24 protein-coding genes and 1 tRNA gene are annotated in these 17,952 nt (G+C 65.3%); 20 read left to right on the top strand and 5 right to left on the bottom strand.

Annotated features, from left to right (window positions below):
- Positions 1–58 precede the first annotated feature (58 nt).
- Positions 59–132, top strand: a tRNA-Gly gene (locus tag SPHME3_RS0112840).
- A 749-nt stretch (positions 133–881) separates the two neighbouring features.
- Here the strand turns inward: SPHME3_RS0112840 and SPHME3_RS20070 are convergent.
- Together SPHME3_RS20070 and SPHME3_RS21565 are read right to left on the bottom strand one after the other, a co-directional pair.
- Positions 882–1,256 (bottom strand): hypothetical protein, encoded by a 375-nt coding sequence (locus tag SPHME3_RS20070; protein ID WP_156021360.1) that lies wholly within the window; start codon positions 1,254–1,256, stop codon positions 882–884.
- A complete protein-coding gene (locus SPHME3_RS21565) occupies positions 1,241–1,645 on the bottom strand; it encodes a hypothetical protein (RefSeq protein ID WP_231376751.1) in 405 nt (134 codons plus the stop codon). The genes SPHME3_RS20070 and SPHME3_RS21565 overlap by 16 nt, the downstream gene beginning before the upstream one ends.
- Here SPHME3_RS21565 and SPHME3_RS20080 point away from each other — a divergent pair.
- Complete coding sequence (locus tag SPHME3_RS20080; protein ID WP_018250768.1) at positions 1,644–2,042, top strand: HIRAN domain-containing protein; 399 nt, start codon at positions 1,644–1,646, stop codon at positions 2,040–2,042. The genes SPHME3_RS21565 and SPHME3_RS20080 overlap by 2 nt on opposite strands.
- On the opposite strand, the gene SPHME3_RS0112860 is transcribed toward SPHME3_RS20080, so the two are convergent.
- The 3 genes from SPHME3_RS0112860 to SPHME3_RS0112870 all read right to left on the bottom strand — a co-directional run bounded on the left by SPHME3_RS0112860 (position 2,039) and on the right by SPHME3_RS0112870 (position 5,896).
- Positions 2,039–2,845: a DNA adenine methylase gene (locus SPHME3_RS0112860; RefSeq protein WP_018250769.1), complete on the bottom strand. Its 807-nt coding sequence runs from the start codon at positions 2,843–2,845 to the stop codon at positions 2,039–2,041. The genes SPHME3_RS20080 and SPHME3_RS0112860 overlap by 4 nt on opposite strands.
- A 143-nt stretch (positions 2,846–2,988) precedes the next feature.
- Positions 2,989–4,044, bottom strand: a complete 1,056-nt coding sequence (locus SPHME3_RS0112865) for a phage portal protein (protein WP_018250770.1) — start codon at positions 4,042–4,044, stop codon at positions 2,989–2,991.
- Between the two features lies 1 nt (position 4,045).
- The gene (locus SPHME3_RS0112870) at positions 4,046–5,896 is read right to left on the bottom strand and encodes a terminase large subunit domain-containing protein (protein WP_018250771.1); all 1,851 of its coding nucleotides are present in this window, start codon (positions 5,894–5,896) and stop codon (positions 4,046–4,048) included.
- Between the two features lie 168 nt (positions 5,897–6,064).
- Between SPHME3_RS0112870 and SPHME3_RS0112875 the strand changes: the two genes are divergently transcribed.
- The 18 genes from SPHME3_RS0112875 to SPHME3_RS0112960 all read left to right on the top strand — a co-directional run bounded on the left by SPHME3_RS0112875 (position 6,065) and on the right by SPHME3_RS0112960 (position 17,947).
- Positions 6,065–6,886 (top strand): GPO family capsid scaffolding protein, encoded by an 822-nt coding sequence (locus SPHME3_RS0112875; RefSeq protein WP_018250772.1) that lies wholly within the window; start codon positions 6,065–6,067, stop codon positions 6,884–6,886.
- A 48-nt stretch (positions 6,887–6,934) separates the two neighbouring features.
- Complete coding sequence (locus SPHME3_RS0112880) at positions 6,935–7,987, top strand: phage major capsid protein, P2 family (protein WP_018250773.1); 1,053 nt, start codon at positions 6,935–6,937, stop codon at positions 7,985–7,987.
- Between the two features lie 162 nt (positions 7,988–8,149).
- Complete coding sequence (gene gpM / locus SPHME3_RS0112885; RefSeq protein ID WP_018250774.1) at positions 8,150–8,911, top strand: phage terminase small subunit; 762 nt, start codon at positions 8,150–8,152, stop codon at positions 8,909–8,911.
- 119 nt (positions 8,912–9,030) lie between these two features.
- On the top strand, positions 9,031–9,276 hold the full coding sequence (locus tag SPHME3_RS21570) for a hypothetical protein (RefSeq protein WP_018250775.1): 246 nt from the start codon (positions 9,031–9,033) through the stop codon (positions 9,274–9,276).
- Positions 9,273–9,752, top strand: a complete 480-nt coding sequence (locus tag SPHME3_RS0112895) for a head completion/stabilization protein (RefSeq protein WP_018250776.1) — start codon at positions 9,273–9,275, stop codon at positions 9,750–9,752. Before SPHME3_RS21570 ends, SPHME3_RS0112895 begins: the two co-directional genes overlap by 4 nt.
- Positions 9,752–9,967, top strand: coding sequence for a tail protein X (locus tag SPHME3_RS0112900; RefSeq protein ID WP_018250777.1), 216 nt, complete (start codon positions 9,752–9,754; stop codon positions 9,965–9,967). The genes SPHME3_RS0112895 and SPHME3_RS0112900 overlap by 1 nt, the downstream gene beginning before the upstream one ends.
- Before the next feature lie 3 nt (positions 9,968–9,970).
- Positions 9,971–10,324 (top strand): hypothetical protein, encoded by a 354-nt coding sequence (locus tag SPHME3_RS20085; protein WP_018250778.1) that lies wholly within the window; start codon positions 9,971–9,973, stop codon positions 10,322–10,324.
- The gene (locus tag SPHME3_RS0112910; RefSeq protein WP_018250779.1) at positions 10,324–10,818 is read left to right on the top strand and encodes a lysozyme; all 495 of its coding nucleotides are present in this window, start codon (positions 10,324–10,326) and stop codon (positions 10,816–10,818) included. The genes SPHME3_RS20085 and SPHME3_RS0112910 overlap by 1 nt, the downstream gene beginning before the upstream one ends.
- The gene (locus tag SPHME3_RS0112915; protein WP_018250780.1) at positions 10,815–11,312 is read left to right on the top strand and encodes a hypothetical protein; all 498 of its coding nucleotides are present in this window, start codon (positions 10,815–10,817) and stop codon (positions 11,310–11,312) included. The genes SPHME3_RS0112910 and SPHME3_RS0112915 overlap by 4 nt, the downstream gene beginning before the upstream one ends.
- Positions 11,284–11,565, top strand: a complete 282-nt coding sequence (locus SPHME3_RS0112920) for a hypothetical protein (protein WP_018250781.1) — start codon at positions 11,284–11,286, stop codon at positions 11,563–11,565. The genes SPHME3_RS0112915 and SPHME3_RS0112920 overlap by 29 nt, the downstream gene beginning before the upstream one ends.
- A complete protein-coding gene (locus tag SPHME3_RS0112925; protein ID WP_018250782.1) occupies positions 11,562–12,035 on the top strand; it encodes a phage tail protein in 474 nt (157 codons plus the stop codon). The genes SPHME3_RS0112920 and SPHME3_RS0112925 overlap by 4 nt, the downstream gene beginning before the upstream one ends.
- Positions 12,032–12,481, top strand: coding sequence for a phage virion morphogenesis protein (locus SPHME3_RS0112930; RefSeq protein WP_018250783.1), 450 nt, complete (start codon positions 12,032–12,034; stop codon positions 12,479–12,481). The genes SPHME3_RS0112925 and SPHME3_RS0112930 overlap by 4 nt, the downstream gene beginning before the upstream one ends.
- 77 nt (positions 12,482–12,558) lie before the next feature.
- Entirely contained in the window at positions 12,559–13,452 is an 894-nt protein-coding gene (locus SPHME3_RS0112935; RefSeq protein WP_018250784.1) for a baseplate assembly protein, read from the top strand.
- Positions 13,449–14,093 carry a phage tail protein I gene (locus tag SPHME3_RS0112940; protein ID WP_018250785.1) on the top strand — a complete coding sequence of 215 codons (645 nt, stop codon included), beginning with the start codon at positions 13,449–13,451 and terminating at the stop codon, positions 14,091–14,093. Before SPHME3_RS0112935 ends, SPHME3_RS0112940 begins: the two co-directional genes overlap by 4 nt.
- Positions 14,090–15,079: a tail fiber protein gene (locus SPHME3_RS0112945; protein ID WP_018250786.1), complete on the top strand. Its 990-nt coding sequence runs from the start codon at positions 14,090–14,092 to the stop codon at positions 15,077–15,079. Before SPHME3_RS0112940 ends, SPHME3_RS0112945 begins: the two co-directional genes overlap by 4 nt.
- 2 nt (positions 15,080–15,081) lie before the next feature.
- Entirely contained in the window at positions 15,082–17,148 is a 2,067-nt protein-coding gene (locus tag SPHME3_RS21695; protein WP_018250787.1) for a glycosyl hydrolase family 28-related protein, read from the top strand.
- Positions 17,149–17,161: 13 nt separating this feature from the next.
- Positions 17,162–17,314: a hypothetical protein gene (locus tag SPHME3_RS21070; RefSeq protein ID WP_018250788.1), complete on the top strand. Its 153-nt coding sequence runs from the start codon at positions 17,162–17,164 to the stop codon at positions 17,312–17,314.
- A gap of 78 nt (positions 17,315–17,392) precedes the next feature.
- A complete protein-coding gene (locus tag SPHME3_RS0112960; protein ID WP_018250789.1) occupies positions 17,393–17,947 on the top strand; it encodes a phage baseplate assembly protein V in 555 nt (184 codons plus the stop codon).
- The last annotated feature ends 5 nt before the right edge of the window (positions 17,948–17,952 follow it).

The following is a 17,952-nucleotide window of genomic DNA, read 5'->3' on the forward strand; positions in this document are numbered from 1 at the left end:
CGATAGATAGGCACCCACGCGACGATCGCCGGGCCCCAGGCTCCGCTGCCAGCGTCATGCGGGTATAGCACAATGGTAGTGCAGCAGCCTTCCAAGCTGAATACACGGGTTCGATTCCCGTTACCCGCTCCAGTTTTATCAGGTAATTCAGGCGGTAGCGCGCGGTTGATGACGTCCGCTGGATGTCGCGGTTTAGACGAGACGCTCCCCGCTAATTTAGCACCGAGGTGCCCAGCTTTTGGGAGGGGTCGGGAAAACCCCAACATCGCCAACAATGGCAGATTTCCGCGGGTTTCAGGCCAACATTTACCCCAATATATCTATAACCTGATTATGTCTCCAAACCCCAACGATCGGCTCTTAAAAAGACGTGCCTTTTCAATGAGATTGGGTTCTGACATGAAAAATGTTGGTGAATGTTAGGGTTGGACGCCAACGCCATTTTTCGCAGTTTTCTGCGGGTTACAGCAGCCTTTTTTCCGGCGGTTGGGGATGTTGGGGTTTTCCCGACCCTACCCCCTCGTATAAGGATCGTGATGTGCAGCGGAGCAATCCTCATGCGGGCAACCGCGGGGCCGTGATCCACCCAAGAGTGCCGATCGAACGATAAGAGTGGAGCTGCACGCTTTCGATCTTTCGGCTGCATCAATTTGCATGCGCCTTCGAACGCAGATCCGCACGGATCTAGGGCCTTCTTCCCTCCCGACGCATCAGATCGTCGTTTTGCATCAAAACCGACCCAAAAAGAGGGCGGGCGAGGCGGGGAGAACAGCGCGGGATTTGGGGTCGCAGCCGCGACGAAGCACATGACCGCAAAAAATTTGGCTCGTAGATTTTGAAATTTTATTACACGCAATAAAATTACGCCCGGTTTGCGACGGTCAGCGCCACCTTGGGGGCGGCGCCCAATAGTGGCGTCGCTTCGCCAGGGCCTCGGCCTCCTGGTCGCGCTTCACCTGCACGAGCGCCTCGGCCATGAACCGCCGCGACTCCAGATCCGCATCCGGATAGCGACCGGCTGCGCGCAGATCCTCGACGATAGCATCGAGCACGGCACGGCAGCTGTCGGAGCGGTTCGCGTTGGGGAGCTGGCCAGCATACGACCAGAATTCGACGAGCAACGCACGATCGGTCGCATGAGGCAGGACACACCGAAGCGCCAAGCGTACCTCCGGCCCGTCGATCGGCCCGGCCCTCGCGCGCTCGACTGCCGCGCGCAGCACGCGCACCGCCAGCTCGATCAGCGTCGCGCGCACCACAGGTCTCGTATCCCCAGCTCGCGCTCGGTCAGGCCGAAATACTCGGCCAGGCGGCGGTGATCGTCCGGTGCCAATGCCTTCGGCACCCCGTGGTCGATGAACCGAGCGAGATAGCCGTCCCCGTGCCCGATCATGCGCGACAGTGAAGCAAGGCTGTCGCGGCCGCGGCCGACCACTTGGCGCAACGCCTCGCGCGGATCAGCGGTGGCCCGGCTCATGATCGCCCGCACCTCATCACGCCGCGCCTGCTCGATCACAGCCGCCCGCGCGAGTGCGCGCCGACGATCGTGCACCATCGCATTGTGATCGCCCCACCGTTCGATTGACCGACTCGCCATGCTTCGTAGATAGAGACTGTTCCACGTTTGTTCTACGGGATGGGCCATGGAGGAATTCAGCCTCGCCGTCGTCGGCATCAATTACGCCAACGCGGACAAGAGCAATCGCCGCTTCGAGCTGTCGCTCTGCACACCCGGCGAGCCGGTTCGGCTGGTGCTCGAACCGAAGAACAGGCACGATCCGGCTGCCGTCGCCGTGTTCAGCGCCCGCGACCATCAGGTGGGCTACCTGTCGCGCGAACGCTGCCTATGGGTTGGCTCTCGCATTCGCGCCGGCGAGGAATACGAGGCGATATTCCAGGAGCTGGACCAGCATATCGCGTCGATCCGCGTGCGTTTCGGCGGGGGTATGCCGACCTTGCCGGTGCCCAGGCCAAAGCCCGCGGCACCGGATGAGGACGATTGGCTGTGTCGCGACCCGGATGGGCCGGAATGGGGAGCCTAGCCGATCGGGCCGTTCGATATGATCAGTTCGGCCGCGCGCGTGCTGGCCGCGACGCCGATCGTGTATGTGGTCGATGCTTCGACCATCGTGAACCGGGCGAACACCTCGCGCACCCCCGGTGCGTCGTTGATCGACAGAAGGAAACGCCCCTTGATCCCGGCGAGCTGCCCCGCCAGACGCGCGAAGTCGGCCCTGCCGAACACGTCCTGGCCATAGTCTGTCTCGCAGCCCCAATAAGGCGGATCGAGGTAGAACAGCATGCCGGCGCGATCATAGCGCTGGATGAAGACACCGAAGTCGAGCTGCTCGATCACCACGCCTGTTAGCCGCTCGTGAATGTCAGCGAGCAGCGGTTCGAGCTTGGCCACGTTGAAGCGCGCGCCTTGCGTCTTGTCGACACCAAAATGCCGGCCGTTAACCTCGCCTCCGAACGCCAGTCGCTGAAGGTATAGGAACCGCACCGCGCGTTCGAGATCGGTCAGCGTCTCGGGCGGCTGCGCCCTCAGCCGCTCGAATTCTGCACGGCTGGCGACACGGAACCGCAGCATGTCGATCATGTACGGGTAGTGGCGTTGCAGCACCCGGAAGAAGGTCGCGACATCGCCGGATGCGTCGTTGATGACCTCGACCTTCGGCTGCGATCGTCGCCGCAGGAAGACGCCACCCATGCCGACGAATGGCTCGGCGTAGCCATCATGGTCGATGCGCTCGATCATCGAGACGAGGCGGGCGGCAAGGTTGCGCTTGCCGCCGATGTAGCCAGCCGCAGGCGCGACGGGGCGAATTGCTTTTTGTATGTTCACTTTTCGTTCTCGCCTCATAAATGGCCCGCCCGGCGAATCGCCGGGTGCGGGACGGCCGATGGCCGTTGGTCGTGGCGAGCTTCCCCTCGTCGGTAAGTCGGGCTGCAACCCGGCTCCCCCGCCCGGCTATGCCGGACTGGATTTCAGGCTGACGGCTTGTCGCGTTCGAGGAAGCGGATCGCCTCGAACCCCAGCCGGTCGTTGATTTCGAGGAATGCGGTTTGCATCGGCTGGATCTCCAGCTCGAAGAACATGGCTGTCGCATCCTTGGGATTGCCGAAGGCCGACCCTTGCGCCGGCACGATGCCGAGCAGCTGGGGCGGCACGCGATGCGCGGCCATCACGTCCGCCTGGGTGGCGTTCTTGATGCCGATGAACTCGTCCTTTGCGCCGGCCTCGGTCACGGGGATGATCTTGAGGCTCCCCTCTTTCCCGTTCGGCGCGTGGACCATCATGTTGCGGAAATTGCCCGGCCCCTTCGCCTGCCGCATGGCTTCCTTGATCCGATCGACGTCCGTCGCATCGATTTCGCCGGTGGCATAGAGGATGTACCCCGCATGGCTGCCGTTGAGATAGTAGCGCCGGCGAAACAGCGTCGCCGCTTCGTTGAGCAGCGCGGCCTGTAGCGCTGACAGATATTCGGGAACGCCGTAAACCTCCTGGTTCACATCCGGCTGCATGATCTGGATCACGCTGTTGTCGGGGAACTGCACCGCCTCGGCGTTGCCCGGCACCCACCAGAATTGTCCCTCGACTAGTCCGCGCCGCGTGTAGCGGGCCATGGCGTGCACGAGGCGCACCGGATCGGAGAAGACGTTGCGGCGCGTCTCGGCATAGGCGTTGCCGAACACCAGATAATCCTGTGCCATCTTGCCCAGCTCAGCGCGTGTGATCAGCGACGACGGGTCGAGCGAGGCTTGCAGGAGGTTCCGCTTGAGGATGATCGCCGAGCTGTGATGCGGCGAGACGCGGAACGCGCGAGCCAGTCCATCGAGCGGCACCGGCGGTTCGTACCAGCGACCGTTATGCCAGCATTCCAGCATGTCGAGCAGCTGGCGCCCGCCGAGGACGGGTTCGGGATCGCCGAACGAATAGGTCTCTATCGATCCGCGGTTGTCGTTCGACGCGATGATCGCGCCGGTCGCGGCCTGGGCGGTTTCCGCGCGCGACATCCGCCGCGCCTTGCTCGCCTTGCTCATGTCAGAACATCTCCATGGAGCCCTTGGGCGCTTCCTGCCCATCGAGCGGCTCGTTGATCATGATGTGCATCGCCGCCCAAGCGAGGTCGGCGTGACCTACCTCTTCGGTGCGGCTCGCCTTGAAGGTCACGGCGCGGCCGGACGTCGTCAGCGCCTTCTTGATCGACAGGAACGCCGATTGCAGGTCGATCCAGCTCGCGTCGAATTCGATGCGCTGCCGGGCGAAGCTGTGCTGCGCCTTCATCACCATCGCCGTCTTCGCTTCGAGCGAATATTCGATCTTGGTCAGGCCCCGGATTTTGCCGACGAGCAGCTGATGCACCGCGGCGCCGACGCCGTTCGCGTCAATGCCGAGGTAGGTGCAATTGTAGCGCGACAGCCGGGCGAGGATGAATTCGGCCTGTTCCTGAAAATCGCCGCGGAGCTGGTGGCGTTCGAGCAGCCGGAACTTGCCGTTCGGCCCGCTCGGCGGCAGCGCAATGATCAGCGCGGCGTTGTCGCCGTCGGCGCTTTCCTGCGGATCATATCCCGCCCAGACCGCACGATCGCCCGCCGGCCGGGCGGCCAGCGGGTTGAACCAGTCCCAATCGATCACCGTGTCGACCGTGCACCGCAGGATCTCGTTGAACTTGAACGCGGACAGGCTGTCGTCCACGAATTGGCACATGAGCAGGTTAGCGAACTCGTCGGGCGCATAGTCGACGCGCAGCTCGGCCATGTTGAACAGGTCGCAGCCGCCCCGTTCGGCGTCCTCGATCGTCACGATCTGGCGCCACACGCCATCTTCGCACAGCCGGCCCGCGGCCACACCGGCATGGCTGACATCGATCGATACTCGGTCCGCCTTCTTGACCCGGCGATTCCGATGCTCGCCCGTCCAGTAAGGATGGGCCTGATGCGCGATCGTCGACGGCGTCGAGAAATAGGTCCGGCGCCACCGCTTGTGCAGCGCCATGGCGCTGGCGACCTTGTTCAGCTCCTCGAACCCATAGGTCCAGAAGAACTCGTCGAAATAAAAATTGCCGTGATAGCCCTGCGCGGTGCGGGCGTTGGTGCCGAGGAAGATCAGCTGGGCCGCCGACTCGCCGTCGGGGATCGTGTCCGCGGTGACGATGATCGGATCGCCCTGCAGCTTGACCCCGACCCGCGCCGCGAATTGGACGATGTAATTGCGGAAGATGTGCGCCTGGTTCTTCGATGCAGACAGAAATATCTGGTTGCCGCCGCCCCGCAGCGCGTCGAGCAGCGCCTCGCGCGCGAAATACCACGTCGCGCCGATCTGGCGCGATTTGAGGATCATGCGGGTTCGCTGATCCTTTGCCCCCCACCAATCGCGCTGATAGTCGAACAGTTCGTCTTCGAAGATCGCTTCGAGCTGCTCGACCTGTTCGGCGGTGAAGTGGTTCTTCTTCGCCTGCCGCTTCTCGCCCGCGTTGCGGTTGGCGACCTTATCGTTGAGGTGGCCGTCGTGCCCGCCGGGCGCCTTGTAGCGTTCGATCTTCGCCGTCATCACGAGCGCGCGCATCAGCGCGTCCAGCTCCTTGTAATCGGCGCCGGTCTTCGCTTCCTTCCAGATCAGCGTGTTGATCCGGCCCTCGGCCGAGTCCTGGACCTTCTCGATGCACGATGCTTCGTCCCAGCCGCCCCGCTGCTTCCAGCTCTCGACCGTTGCGCGGGCATAGGCCTTGCCGGTTTCATCGTTGGCATACCCGAGCTGCGCCAGCTCGTCGGTGATCTGGGTGACCCCCCATCCCCGCCAATACAGGCTGCGCGCCATGCGCTGCGCCGTCACCGGAATCGGGAACGTCACGGCGGGCAGCGGCATGCCAGTGTCGACGGAAAGCTTGCTCATCGTGGGCAAGCCTAGCCACCGCCCGCCCCCGCAATCGCCGCCCTGCTCTTGTAGAGACGCTCTCTACAAGAGCGCCGCCTTGAGAAGATGCGCCTGTTCGGTCCCTGTTGAAGCCTCAGATGCGGCCCCGCGCCGTGGACACGATTTCGAACCGAGGACCGCAGCGCCATGGGCACCAAGAGCAAGTTCTTCCGCGCTTTCGTCGCAGGTCAGACGATCAGCGACGGGCGGGTGATCACGCCGGAAATGATCGCCGACATCGTCGCGACGTTTAATCCCGAGAGCTACACTCCTCGGATCAACATCGAGCATATCTCGGGCTACAGTCCTGAACCGCCATTCAACGGCTACGGCAGTGTGATCGCGGTCAAGCAGCAGACCGATGACATCACGATCGCCGGCAAGACCGAGAAGCGGGTCGCGCTCTACTGCCAAGTCGATGCCAACGACCAGCTCGTCGCCCTCTCGGCTAAGGATCAGAAGCCGTTCCCGTCGGTGGAATTAACCGACAGCTACGCCGGAACGGGCAAGGTCGGCATGCTCGCTCTCGCCTTCACCGACAACCCCGCCAGCATCGCCACCCAGGCGCTCAAGTTCTCGCGTAGCGCGCCGGGCACGGTTCATGCTCACGGCGATGCGCCGGCTGCGATCGAATTCGATGCACCGCCCGCCGATCCGACCAGCGTGTCGGATGCGATCGTCGCCGGTTTCTCGCGCGTCGCCGCCATGTTCAAGCCCGCGCCGCCCGAGCCGAAGAAGGAAGAAACGAAGGAGCCGGCGAACGACAACGATCGGTTCGCCTCGGCAATTGCGTCACTCGGCACCAGCATCGCCGCGGCCATCAAGCCAATCGCCGACGCACAGGCTGCCAGCGATCAGCGGTTCGCCGCCCTCGAACAGCGCCTCGCCACGACCGAGGCGCCGAACGGCTTCTCGCGCGCGCCCCACGCGGGCGGATCGGTCGATGCGAAGTTCGCCACTGATTGCTGATCGCAGCCCGCCGCTCCCTTCCGCCTCTCGACCAGGAACACCCGCCACATGCAGACCGCCACCCGCCTCCTGTTTAACAGCTACGTCGGCACGCTCGCCCAGCTGAACGGCCTCGATCCCTCGCTGACCGTCATCCCCGGCGAGCTGAAGCAGTTCGCGGTCGCACCGGTGATCGAGCAGCGGCTGCAGGCCAAGCTGCAGCTGACCAGCGACTTCATGAGCCGCATCAACGTCATTCCGGTAGCCGCACAGCAGGGCGCGCGTGTCGGCGTCGGCGTTGGCCGCTCGCTCGCCAGCCGTACCGACACTGCCGCAGGCCACCGCCGCAACCCCGGCGATCCCACCACCAGCGACGTCATCGACCAATACTTCTGCAAGAAGACGGATTACGACTACGCCTGGGGCTACACGCTGCTCGACGCCTGGGCGCACCGACCCGAGTTCCAGCAGCTCGTGCGTGATGCCGTGCTCGTGCAGAAGGCCGAGGACGTTATCACGATCGGGTTTAACGGCGTCGACGCCGCGGTGGAGACGAACCGCACCACCTATCCCCTGCTGCAGGACGTCAACTGGGGCTGGCTCTACAAGATGCGGACCAACGCGCCGGCCCGCGTCATGAGCCACGGCACCAAGGACAACCTCAAGGTCTACGTGTCGGACGAAGGCACCGCCGATTACGTCAACCTCGACGCGCTGGTCTTCGATGCCATCGGCAACCTGATTCACGAGCGGTACCGCACCGCGACCGATCTGGTCGTGATCGTCGGGTCCGATCTCGTGCAGGAGAAATACTTCAAGATCGTCAGCGCGGCCGGCGACAAGGCGACTGAGCAGGTCGCGCGCGACGTCATCCTGTCGAGCCGCCAGCTGGGCGGTAAGCCGACCATGCAGGTGCCGTTCTTTCCGGCCAATGCCATCCTCATCACGAGCCTCAAGAACCTGTCGTATTACTGGCAGATCGGCTCGGCGCGCCGCGCGGTAAAGGATGAACCCGAGTTCGACCGTATCGCCAACTATGAGAGCATCAACGACGCTTTCATGGTCGAGGATTACGGCAAAGCCTGCCTGATCGAGAACATCCAGCTCGGGCCGAAGGTCTAACCAACCTTCCGCCCCGCAAGCTGCCCGCCCTCTCGCTTACCGGACACGATCATGAGCCCTGCTCGCCTACATCGGGAACGCCTCGCCGCAGCTGCGGCTAAACCTGGCCTGCCCCAATCGGTCGTTGTCAGCGACGGGGGCGGGCAACCCGCTCTCCCTGCCATGAGCCCGGCGCTGGAACATCGCCTGTCGACCGCGCTGGCGGCGACCGCAGACGTAGACGATGACGCGGCCCGCGCCGCGATCGGCGTCGATCCCGCGGTTGCGCAGATCGCGCTGCGCCTGGCGCACGACCTGCGCCGCCTGAAGGAGATCAAGGCAACCGACCTCAAGATCGCCGCCAAGCGCGAGATGATCCCCGATTATCGCGAATGGTGCGACCTGCGCCTTGCCGCCGGCGCTGCGCTCGACGGCCGCGATCTCCCCTCGGCCGGCGCCGACGACGTGCTGCCGACCGTCATGGTCTGGGCGCTGGATACCGGCGATTGGTCCCATGGGCTCGAACTCGCCGAACACGTCCTGCGCTTCGGCATCGCCTTGCCGGCACGCTACAATCGCGACGCCGCCACGGTGATCGTCGATCTGACCGCCGACGCGGCGCTGGCTGCGCAGCAGGCCAAGCAGCGCTTCCCCCTCAAGGTCCTCGAACGGGTCGAAGAGCTGACGGCGGACGTCGACATGCACGATCAGCCCCGCGCCAAGCTCGCAAAGGCCATTGCGCAGGAGCTGATCGCCGAGGCCGACGCCACGACTGCCGGGCCGCTCGCGGCGACCTTCCTGTCGCAGCGCGCGCTGGAGCTGCTGCGCCGCGCGCTTATGCTCGACACCCGCAGCGGCGTGAAGGGTCTGATCACGCGACTGGAAAAGGCGCTCGGCGCCCACTCCGCCATCACGGAACAGACCGGCCTCACGCCGGCCGCATAGCTCGCTCCCCGGCGCTCGGGGGCGGATCACGCGAGACGGGAGGGCCTTCGGGCTGCGGGCCGTCGATCGACCTGATCCCCACCCCCGTAAACCGGGGAGCGCGAAAAGGACGCCCTACCATGTTCCTCGCCATCCTGATCCACACCCTTGCCCTCGCACTGGTTGCAGGCGGCGCATGGCTGACGTTCGCGGGTGCCGTCGCGACGCTGTTCCCCGAGGCGCTCGCTCTCGCCGATGTTCTGGACGGCTATGCCGCGGCGCCGCTGATCGCCCGCCACACGCGCGAACTGGCCATGCTGTGCATCGTGATCGGCCTCTTGGTGTTCATCGCCGGCGCCACGCTTGCCGCACGGGGCCTCGCGTGACCGAGACCCTCTTGCCGATCGTCGACAACGGCACCGATGCCGCCCCGGCGCCGGTGATCGCCAATGACGGCTTCTTCCCCGACATCGACCCCGCTGACTTCGCCCAGGCGATGAGCGTCCGCGACTCCGTCACCCCCGCCCGTCGCCGTCAGGCGCTGATCGACGGTATCATCGCGATCGGCAATCAGCTCGCCGCCTACCGAGAGGCCCGCTTGCTGGGTGGTATCGCAAGCCTTGCCGCCGTCGCATCGCCGAAAATCGACGGGGAAAGCCGCCTCGTCCAGATCTACCGCACCGCCGTCTACAGCGAGGCCAAGGCGAAGCTGGTCGAGCGCTATCGCGACGTCGACATCACCAAGGCGGGTAAGGACAAGGTCGAGGATCTTGAGCCGTCGATCGGCGAACTGCGCCGCGACGCGATCTGGGCCGTGCGCGACATCCTCGGCACCGGCCGTACCGACGTCGAGCTGATCTGATGGCTGACAGCGTCATCGCGCGGGCAGGCGACACGCTCGACGGCCTGATCTGGCGCGAGCGCGGCCTCGGCATCGCCGACGCACCGACCGTCCTCGCCGCGAACCCCGGCCTTGCCGGTCTTGGCGCCACCCTTCCCGCCGGCACGCCGGTCATCATCCCCACCATCGTCGCGCCGGCCGTCGCCGTGCGCGAGATCGTGCAGCTCTGGAGCTGACCCATGGACAAATTCGTGCATGAGGTCGTCGACACGATCCTCGCCTTCCTCGTCAGCCTTTTGCCGTCCGCCTTGGGGGCGACGGTCAGCATGCTGGTCGATGACGGCATTACCTGGAGCAAAATGCTCGCCCGCCTCTGGGTGGGCATCGTCATGAGCTACTTCATGAGCCGCGCGCTAGACGCGCTGTTCGCCTTCCATCCATTCGTGACGCAGGCGATCAGCTTCCTGATCGGCATGGTCGCCTACAAGTCCGCCCCCGCCTTCATCGCCGGCTGCGCGACCGCATTGGGCGAGGCCCCGGCGCAGATCCGCGACCGCATTGTCGGATTGCTGCCCTCCAAGGAGAAAAAGTGATGGCCAAGCGCAAGACGCTGGTCGGCGTCGTCGGCGTCGCCTGTGCCGCGATCGTCTCCCCGTTCGTGTCAGGATGGGAGTCAGGCGGCAAGCCCCGCCTCGTTGCCTATCAGGGCAAGCACGATCCGGCGAACGTCTGGACGATCTGCGACGGTGAAACGCTCGGCGTCACCCCCGGAATGGTCGAGACGGTCGCAGGTTGCATGGCGCGCAACGAAGCTGCTCTGGTCCGCCACGCCGAACCGGTCCTCGCCTGCACTCCTACACTGCGAGGTCATCCCAACCAGCTCGCCGCGGCCATCAGCCTCGCCTACAACATCGGCACTGCTGGCTATTGCCGCTCCACGGTCGATCGCCGCTTTGACGCCGGCGACTGGCGCGGCGCGTGCGATGCGATCCTGATGTGGAACAAGGCGAACGGGCAGGTCGTGAACGGCCTCGACCGCCGGCGCCGCGCCGAGCGCGCCCTCTGCCTGAAGGAATTGCCGCGATGATCCGCCGCCTGCTCTCGCCCATGTTGGCCAAGCTGCGCGCCGAGGCGGCATTTCTGGTGCTGCTCGCGGTCGCGGGCGTCGGCGCGTATCTCTACGTCCAGTTTCAGCGCGTCAGCGCCGATCGTGACGACGCCATTCACCGCGCCGAAGTGATCTGTGCGAAGGCCGGCGCCGACTGGTCGGCGGCTCCGTCGAGCAAGACGACGAAAGCCGTGCCCCGCGGGGCCGCCTGCGCCCGGCGCGCAGCCGACCTCGCGGCCTTCAAGGCGTCCGCCGATGAGCAAACCGCCCGCCTGCTCGCCGATGCCATGAAGGATGCCAACCTGCGCGCCGCGCACGACGCCCAGCTCGCCAGCACCTCCGCTGCGCGCATGCGTGACGCCCTCAACCGAATGGAGACCGCCGATGCGCAAGCCGAGCGCCGCAACCTTGTCGATCGTGAGTGGACTTCTGCTGTTAACGCTGTTGCCGGGCTGCGCCCTGCGGCGCGCTGACGTCGCCTCGGCCGCCCCGCCACCTGTCGCGGTCAAGGTCGAGCCGCCGCGCCCGCCGGCCGAGCTGCTTGCCTGCGCCGATCGTCCTGCCGGTCTCCCCGAGGATCCGGACCTGATCGCCCAGATCCCGACGCGGCTGCGCGCTGCCATCATCCGACTCGCCCGCGCCTTCGGTGCCAATGCCGACCGTCAGGACCGTCTGATCGACTGGCACGCGCCGGGCAGCTGCCCCGTGCCGAAGGCTGCGCGGTGAAAAAGGTCGATGGCCTGCGGGCGCTGCTGCTCGCGGCGGTACCCGCCCTGAAGGCGAACCCGCAGAACCTCTCGATCTACGTCGACAAGGGGGCGATCAAGGCGATCGGCACGCGCTCGCTGTCGTTCGAGATCGCCTACACGCTGACCGTCTGGATACAGGCATTCAGCGGCGATCCCGACACGGTGTTCGTGCCGATTCTATCATGGATCGCCCGAAACCAGCCCGACCTGCTCGACCGTGCCGAGCATCAGCCGTTCACCTTCGAGTCCGAACTCCTCGATGCCACGACCAGCGACATCGCCATCGAGATCCAACTCACCGAGAGCGTCCGCGTCGAGCGCCTGCCCAGCGGCAAGCTGCGCACGACGCATATCGACGATGGGCGGCCCTCGATCGGGTTTGAGGGCATGGACGCGGGCGTGCATCCATGGCGCGGTCTGCTCGACGACATAGACGCCGGCGCATGAGCGATCTTGTTGAGATCGACCAGCTCGCGCGGGCGCTATTGCGCCAGATCGACCCCGGCCACCGCCGCCAAGTGCTGCGCGGCATCGCCAGCAAGGTCCGAAAGAGTCAGTCCGATCGCATTGCTCGGCAGATCCAGCCGGATGGATCGGCTTTCGCACCCCGCAAGACCAAGGCGCAGGCTCGAAAAGGACGCCTGCGCGCCAAGATGATGTTTCGGCGCCTGCGTCTCGCCAAATACCTGCGGTCGGGTACCGAAGGTGGCGAAGCGTGGGTTGGATTTTCCGGTCGCGCTGCCGCTATCGCGACGGTTCACCAGGAGGGATTGGACGACGCGCCCGAGAAGGGTGGCAAGAAGGTCCGCTATCCCCGGCGTGTGCTGCTGGGCCTCACTGACGCCGAGCAAAGCATGATCCTTGACGACCTGCTAGCAATGGTCGCGCCGTGATCGGAGCGCTCTTGTAGAGACGCTCTCTACAAGAGCGCGGCATAGCCAACGCCGCATCACGCCGACGACATGGCCGGATGGCCGCCACCCCCACCACGCTCGATCTGTCGCGCCTGCCCGCGCCCGTGTTCGTCGAGCAGCTGGGCTTCGAGGACATCCTCGCGCAGATGATCGCGGCGGTGCAGGCGCTCGTGCCGTCATTCGACGCGACAGTCGACAGCGATCCGGCGGTGAAAGTGCTGCAGGTCGCCGCCTACCGCGAGATGTTGATCCGGCAAGCGTTTCAGGACGGCGCAGCGCAGAACCTCGTCGCCTATGCCAGCGGTGCACGGCTCGACCACCTCGGCGCCCTCGTCGGCGTCGCACGTCTCCAGGTCACGCCCGCCGACCCGCTCACTGGTGCGGCTGCGATCATGGAGGATGACGAGGCCCTGCGCGCCCGAATCGTCCTTGCGCCCGAAAGCTTCACCTCTGCCGGCCCCGAGCTGGCGTACGTAAGCCATGCCAAGGGCGCGAGCGGCGACGTGGCGGACGCGAGCGCCACCTCGCCGGCACCCGGCAAGGTGCTGGTCTCGGTCCTTTCCCGCACCGGTGACGGCACCGCACCGCCGGCGCTGATCACCGCGGTTGACGCGATCGTCACCGACAAGGCAATCCGACCGCTCGGCGACGACGTGACCACCGCCAGCGCGCAGATCGTGCCCTTCGCCGTTGCCGCGACGCTCGTCACCTTCTCGGGCCCGGACGTCGACGTCGTGCTGAATGCTGCCCACGCCGCCCTCGTCGCCTACATCGCCGATAATCGGAAGCTCGGCCGCACCATCACCCGCAGCGGCATCATCGCCGCGCTGAGCGCCGCCAATGTCCACCGCGTCGACCTTACCGCTCCAGCCGCCGACGTCGTCTGCGATGCGACGCAGGCGACGTGGTGCACCGACATCGCGATCGTCCATGGGGGATATGCCGCATGAGCCTGCTGCCACCCAATGCGACCCGCCTTGAGCGGGCGCTCGAAGCGGGGTCCGCCCGCATCGGCGACGTCGACGCGCCGCTCGCCACGCTCGCCGACCCCACCACCATCGCCGCAAACGCGCTGCCATGGCTCGCCTATGGCCTGTCGGTCGATTTCTGGGACAGCACCTGGTCGGAAGCAATGAAGCGCCGCACGGTCGCCGAATCGATCGCGCAGCACAAGATCAAGGGCACGCGCGCTTCGGTCGAGCACGTCCTCGCCCGGATCGATACGCTCGCCACCGTGATCGAGGCGCATGAGGCGCCCGGCCGGCTGGCGCCACACACCTTCGAGATCGACCTACCGCTCGTCACCGCGCCGGGCAGCGCTGGCGGTAGCCGCGCGCAGGCCGCGATCGTCGACGACATCATCGCGCAGGTTGTGGCGGTGAAGCCGCTGCGCGAGCATCTGACCGTCGTCCAGTCGCTGGCGCTGGCGGGTGGGGTTGCGGTGCAGGGTGTCTCCCGTCTCGCCAGCTACACGCGCGACGACGCCGCGCTGCTGATCGACACCTCGCCCGTCTGGGACTTCTACATTCAGACCGAACAGGGCGAGCCCCTGCAGGCTGAGACGGGCTCGCTGCTGGACACCGCCCCATGACCGCGCTCAGCCTGATGATCACCCGCGCGGGGCAGGCGCGCTTCACCGCCGCCCAGCTCGACGCCGACATCAATCTCGGCATCGCCTCGATCGGGCTGACTGACGCGCCTTTCGTATCGGCGCCGACGCTGGAAGTACTGCCCGGTGAATTCAAGCGGCTCGCCAGCATCAGCGGCGACCAGGTCGGCGACAATATCGTCCACATGACCATCCGCGACGACAGCGCGGACGGCTACACCGCACGCGGCTTCGGCCTCTTCCTCGCCGATGGCACCCTGTTCGCGACCTACGCGCAGGCGGATCAGCTCTTCGAAAAGTCGCCACGCGCGACCTTCCTCGCCGCGATCGACATCGCCTTTCCGACCGGTGATATCTCCGAGCTGGTCTTCGGCAACACCGATTTCCTCAACCCGCCTGCGACGACAGCACGGAAGGGTGTCGTGCGGTTCGCCACCCCAGCAGAACGAACCGGCGGAATTTCAGCCGATACCGCGGTCACCCCCGCCGATTTGCGACGGGTGCTGCCGATCGGCTCGATCATGCTGTGGTACGGCAGCGCCGAGACCGCACCCGACGGCTGGGCGATCTGCGACGGCCGGCAAGTCGAACGCAGCGATGGCTTGGGAGCGGTGAAGACGCCCGATCTGCGCGACCGCGTGCCGGTCGGCGCCAGCGGGACGCATGCCGCAGGCTCCGCCTTCGGCGCGACGCAGCAGACGACGGCGACCGCCGGATCGCACAGTCACGACGTCACAGTCTCCGGCACGACCGATCGAGCGGCGACGAATTTCGCCCTCAATCCCACGACCAAAACCGATGCGGCCGGCAATGGGTCGGGCACGGTGATCTCCGCGGTCGCGCCGGCGGATCCCGGTCATACCCATGGCGCGACGCTTCAGGGCCAGAGTGCCAGCGCCGGCAGCCACGATCACACGGTCGACGTCACGCAGCCATCGCTGGCCCTGCTCTTCATCATGAAAGTCTGACGATGGCGAAGATCACCGCATTGGACGTCGCTGACGCTCTGACGGGCGACGAGCATCTGCCGATCGTGCAGGGGCAGGACACCAAGCGCACGACGATGGCGGCTTTCCGCGCGCTTATTACCCCATACCTGCAGTATTGGTACAAGGGCGACCGCGGTGACACCGGCGCAGCAGCCAGCACCTATGTCACCAAAGCCGAGCTAACCGCCGCGCCGATCACCCACCGGTCGTACATCTTCGCGCCCGAATCAGGCAGCGACGACGGCCTTCTTGCCGGCACCTTTACCTTTCAGGTCGGCGACTATTCGACGTCCGAGCAATATGACGAGATCGCCCAGGGCTTCATCGTCGCGCTCGACGGCGTGCCGCTGACCATGGGGGCACTCGTCCGGGCGGATGCTCGCAGCCTGTCCTTCCTTGGCAGACTCACTCGATCGATCCGTCGCCGGATCGATGCGAAGCTCGGCGATATCGTCAGCGTCAAGGACTTCGGCGCGGTCGGAGACGGTGTCACAGATGACACCGCCGCGATCCAGGCGGCGATCGACGCCACTCGCAACGGCGGATCGCTGACCTTTCCCGAAGGGCGCTACCTGGTCACCACGCTCCACACCGGCCGTTGCGAGACGCATTGGTTCTTTCACAAGGCCGAGCTGGTAGGCGGGGCCACTGTCCCCACCGATTGCGTACTCAAGTTCGGTGGAGTGCACACGCGCCTATACGGCGTGAAAATCAACTGCAATTTCAATCCGAATTATAGCTGCGGACTTTGGTGGTACAATGCTGGTGAAGCGTCGCAACATAACGACATTTATGGCCTCGACATTCACTACGCCAAGGTCGGGATCATCTATGGCGAGATGCCGGGCGAGATCAGCACCTATTATGCTCAGTCCGAGAACAACATATTCGGCTATCGCCCTCGCGGCGTTGAGGTGCCGATCATCGTCAATCACGAAAACGGCTTCATCAATCTGTACGGCGCGCATCTGGTCGCGCATGCGGAGGAATGGGCGCAGCTCGGCCCGCCGGACGGCTTCGACAGCAGTGTCAATCGCTGCTTCGAGGCCATGGCCGGGCACCTGATGATCTATGGCGGCGAGCTGCAGAATACGATCGACCCGCTCGGCGTTGCCGCGCGCGTTTCCGGGGGCGTCGTTCACATCTACGGCGTCATCGCCGAGCTGTCGGTCCCGGTCGAAGTGAAGGCAGGTTACCTGCTGATCCACGGCGGCCGGACGCTCAATACGCAATCGCTCACCCCTGGCTTTACCGTCCCGATCGACGCAGCCACTTCGGCGCGGGTCACCATCGTCGACCACAAGATGGAGCGGAACCCCGGCACCGGCAGTTTCTCCGCTCAGCCGCTGATCGCTAATGCCGGCGCCCCGCCGATCGAATTTCAGATCATCAATTCGAAGATCGACGATTGGGCGCAACTTGCGCTCGATAGCCAGCAGAGGATCATCCTCCGCGGCACGCGGTGGATGCCCAATGGCCTTGATTCCGCAGACGTCTACCATCTCGATACCGAGAGCCCGGATCTGCTCGATCGGCGCGAAATTGACCGGAAGGGCTATACGACCGAGGGTCACTACCCCTTCATTTCGTATGGAAGCGGGGGATACGGTCAGTCGGCCGACGTGCCGACTGGCGCGTTCGCCTCGTCTATCTTCACCGCGATCGCCAATGGCGAAGGCGGCTTCGCCACTGCCGGGCCATTTACCGCAGGACCGGACGGGCCGTCCAGCAAGGCCCCGGCGCTGGCAGATCTCAAGGCCAAGGCTGATCGCGTGGGGCCGGGTGACCGCTTCCTCGTCGAAGCATGGCTACGCAATGTCTCGGCCGCGGACGCGCTGCTTGCGCTTTTCCTATACGATATCGCCGGGACGGAGGTCGAGGCGATCCCGGTGGCAAGCGCCGCACCCGGTGGGTGGCGCTACGTCAGGGGCGCGGTCAAGATCACCGCCCCGACCGCAGTCTACGCATCGGTAGGCATGCTGGTGAAGCAGGGCGAGGGCCGGTTCTGTCCGGCACAGCTGCGGCGCGCCGACTGGGGCCGCCGATAAGGAGTAGCGTGACATGAAGGCCTTCCTCGATAATTTGCAGCGCGCCATTGATAGCCTCGAGCGGGCCGTCGCCAATGCTCCGACGCCCGAGATCCGAGTGGAGCTGGAGGCGATCGACCTGCAGGCAGTGCTGGCAAAGGCGACCGGTATTCAGCGCGACTGCTGATAGCGGGCTCTTGTAGAGAGCGTCTCTACAAGAGCACCCCCTCGCACTCCTGCAACGGCCGCGCATGGTCGGATCGACATGGCCGATCCGACTGACATTCAGCGCCTCATTGGCGACATCCTTCGCGAGGGTTTGATTGAAAGCATCGACCTTGGCGCCGGTAAATGTCGTGTTCGGCTCGCGGACGACTTCATCACCGGCCCAATCCCATGGGCCGCCAGCCGCCTGGGCAAGACACGCATATGGGCACCGCCTAGCATCGGCGAACAGGTTCTCGTGGTCGCGCCGGAGGGCGACACGCTGCGCGCAATCGTCACCGGGTCGCTTCGTTCGGACGCCAACCCCCACCCCGCGGACGACGGTTCCACGCGGATCGTTTTCGAAGATGGCGCGGCCATCGGCTACGATCCTGCAGGTCACACACTGACGGTTACATTACCGGCCGGTGCCAAGATCGCGATCGTCGCCGATGGTGGCGCCTCGTTGAAGGGCGATCTGTCGGTCGAGGGAGAGATCCGTTCGACAAAGACGATCACGGCAGACCAGGACGTTGTCGGTGGGGGCAAGAGCCTCAAAGATCACGTCCACACGAAGGTGCAGGCCGGCGCCGCGGTCTCCGGACCACCGCAATGATCGGC

It is taken from the genome of Sphingomonas melonis DAPP-PG 224, assembly GCF_000379045.1.
Classification (GTDB): domain Bacteria; phylum Pseudomonadota; class Alphaproteobacteria; order Sphingomonadales; family Sphingomonadaceae; genus Sphingomonas; species Sphingomonas aquatilis.

Coding starts and splice junctions, on each gene's coding strand:
- SPHME3_RS20080 (WP_018250768.1), top strand. CDS start 1,644: ATGGAGGAATTCAGCCTCGCCGTCGTCGGCATCAATTACGCCAACGCG.
- SPHME3_RS21565 (WP_231376751.1), bottom strand. CDS start 1,645: ATGGCCCATCCCGTAGAACAAACGTGGAACAGTCTCTATCTACGAAGC.
- SPHME3_RS0112865 (WP_018250770.1), bottom strand. CDS start 4,044: ATGAGCAAGGCGAGCAAGGCGCGGCGGATGTCGCGCGCGGAAACCGCC.
- SPHME3_RS0112870 (WP_018250771.1), bottom strand. CDS start 5,896: ATGAGCAAGCTTTCCGTCGACACTGGCATGCCGCTGCCCGCCGTGACG.
- SPHME3_RS0112875 (WP_018250772.1), top strand. CDS start 6,065: ATGGGCACCAAGAGCAAGTTCTTCCGCGCTTTCGTCGCAGGTCAGACG.
- SPHME3_RS0112880 (WP_018250773.1), top strand. CDS start 6,935: ATGCAGACCGCCACCCGCCTCCTGTTTAACAGCTACGTCGGCACGCTC.
- gpM (WP_018250774.1), top strand. CDS start 8,150: ATGAGCCCGGCGCTGGAACATCGCCTGTCGACCGCGCTGGCGGCGACC.
- SPHME3_RS21570 (WP_018250775.1), top strand. CDS start 9,031: ATGTTCCTCGCCATCCTGATCCACACCCTTGCCCTCGCACTGGTTGCA.
- SPHME3_RS0112900 (WP_018250777.1), top strand. CDS start 9,752: ATGGCTGACAGCGTCATCGCGCGGGCAGGCGACACGCTCGACGGCCTG.
- SPHME3_RS20085 (WP_018250778.1), top strand. CDS start 9,971: ATGGACAAATTCGTGCATGAGGTCGTCGACACGATCCTCGCCTTCCTC.
- SPHME3_RS0112910 (WP_018250779.1), top strand. CDS start 10,324: ATGGCCAAGCGCAAGACGCTGGTCGGCGTCGTCGGCGTCGCCTGTGCC.
- SPHME3_RS0112915 (WP_018250780.1), top strand. CDS start 10,815: ATGATCCGCCGCCTGCTCTCGCCCATGTTGGCCAAGCTGCGCGCCGAG.
- SPHME3_RS0112930 (WP_018250783.1), top strand. CDS start 12,032: ATGAGCGATCTTGTTGAGATCGACCAGCTCGCGCGGGCGCTATTGCGC.
- SPHME3_RS0112935 (WP_018250784.1), top strand. CDS start 12,559: ATGGCCGCCACCCCCACCACGCTCGATCTGTCGCGCCTGCCCGCGCCC.
- SPHME3_RS0112940 (WP_018250785.1), top strand. CDS start 13,449: ATGAGCCTGCTGCCACCCAATGCGACCCGCCTTGAGCGGGCGCTCGAA.
- SPHME3_RS0112945 (WP_018250786.1), top strand. CDS start 14,090: ATGACCGCGCTCAGCCTGATGATCACCCGCGCGGGGCAGGCGCGCTTC.
- SPHME3_RS21695 (WP_018250787.1), top strand. CDS start 15,082: ATGGCGAAGATCACCGCATTGGACGTCGCTGACGCTCTGACGGGCGAC.
- SPHME3_RS21070 (WP_018250788.1), top strand. CDS start 17,162: ATGAAGGCCTTCCTCGATAATTTGCAGCGCGCCATTGATAGCCTCGAG.
- SPHME3_RS0112960 (WP_018250789.1), top strand. CDS start 17,393: ATGGCCGATCCGACTGACATTCAGCGCCTCATTGGCGACATCCTTCGC.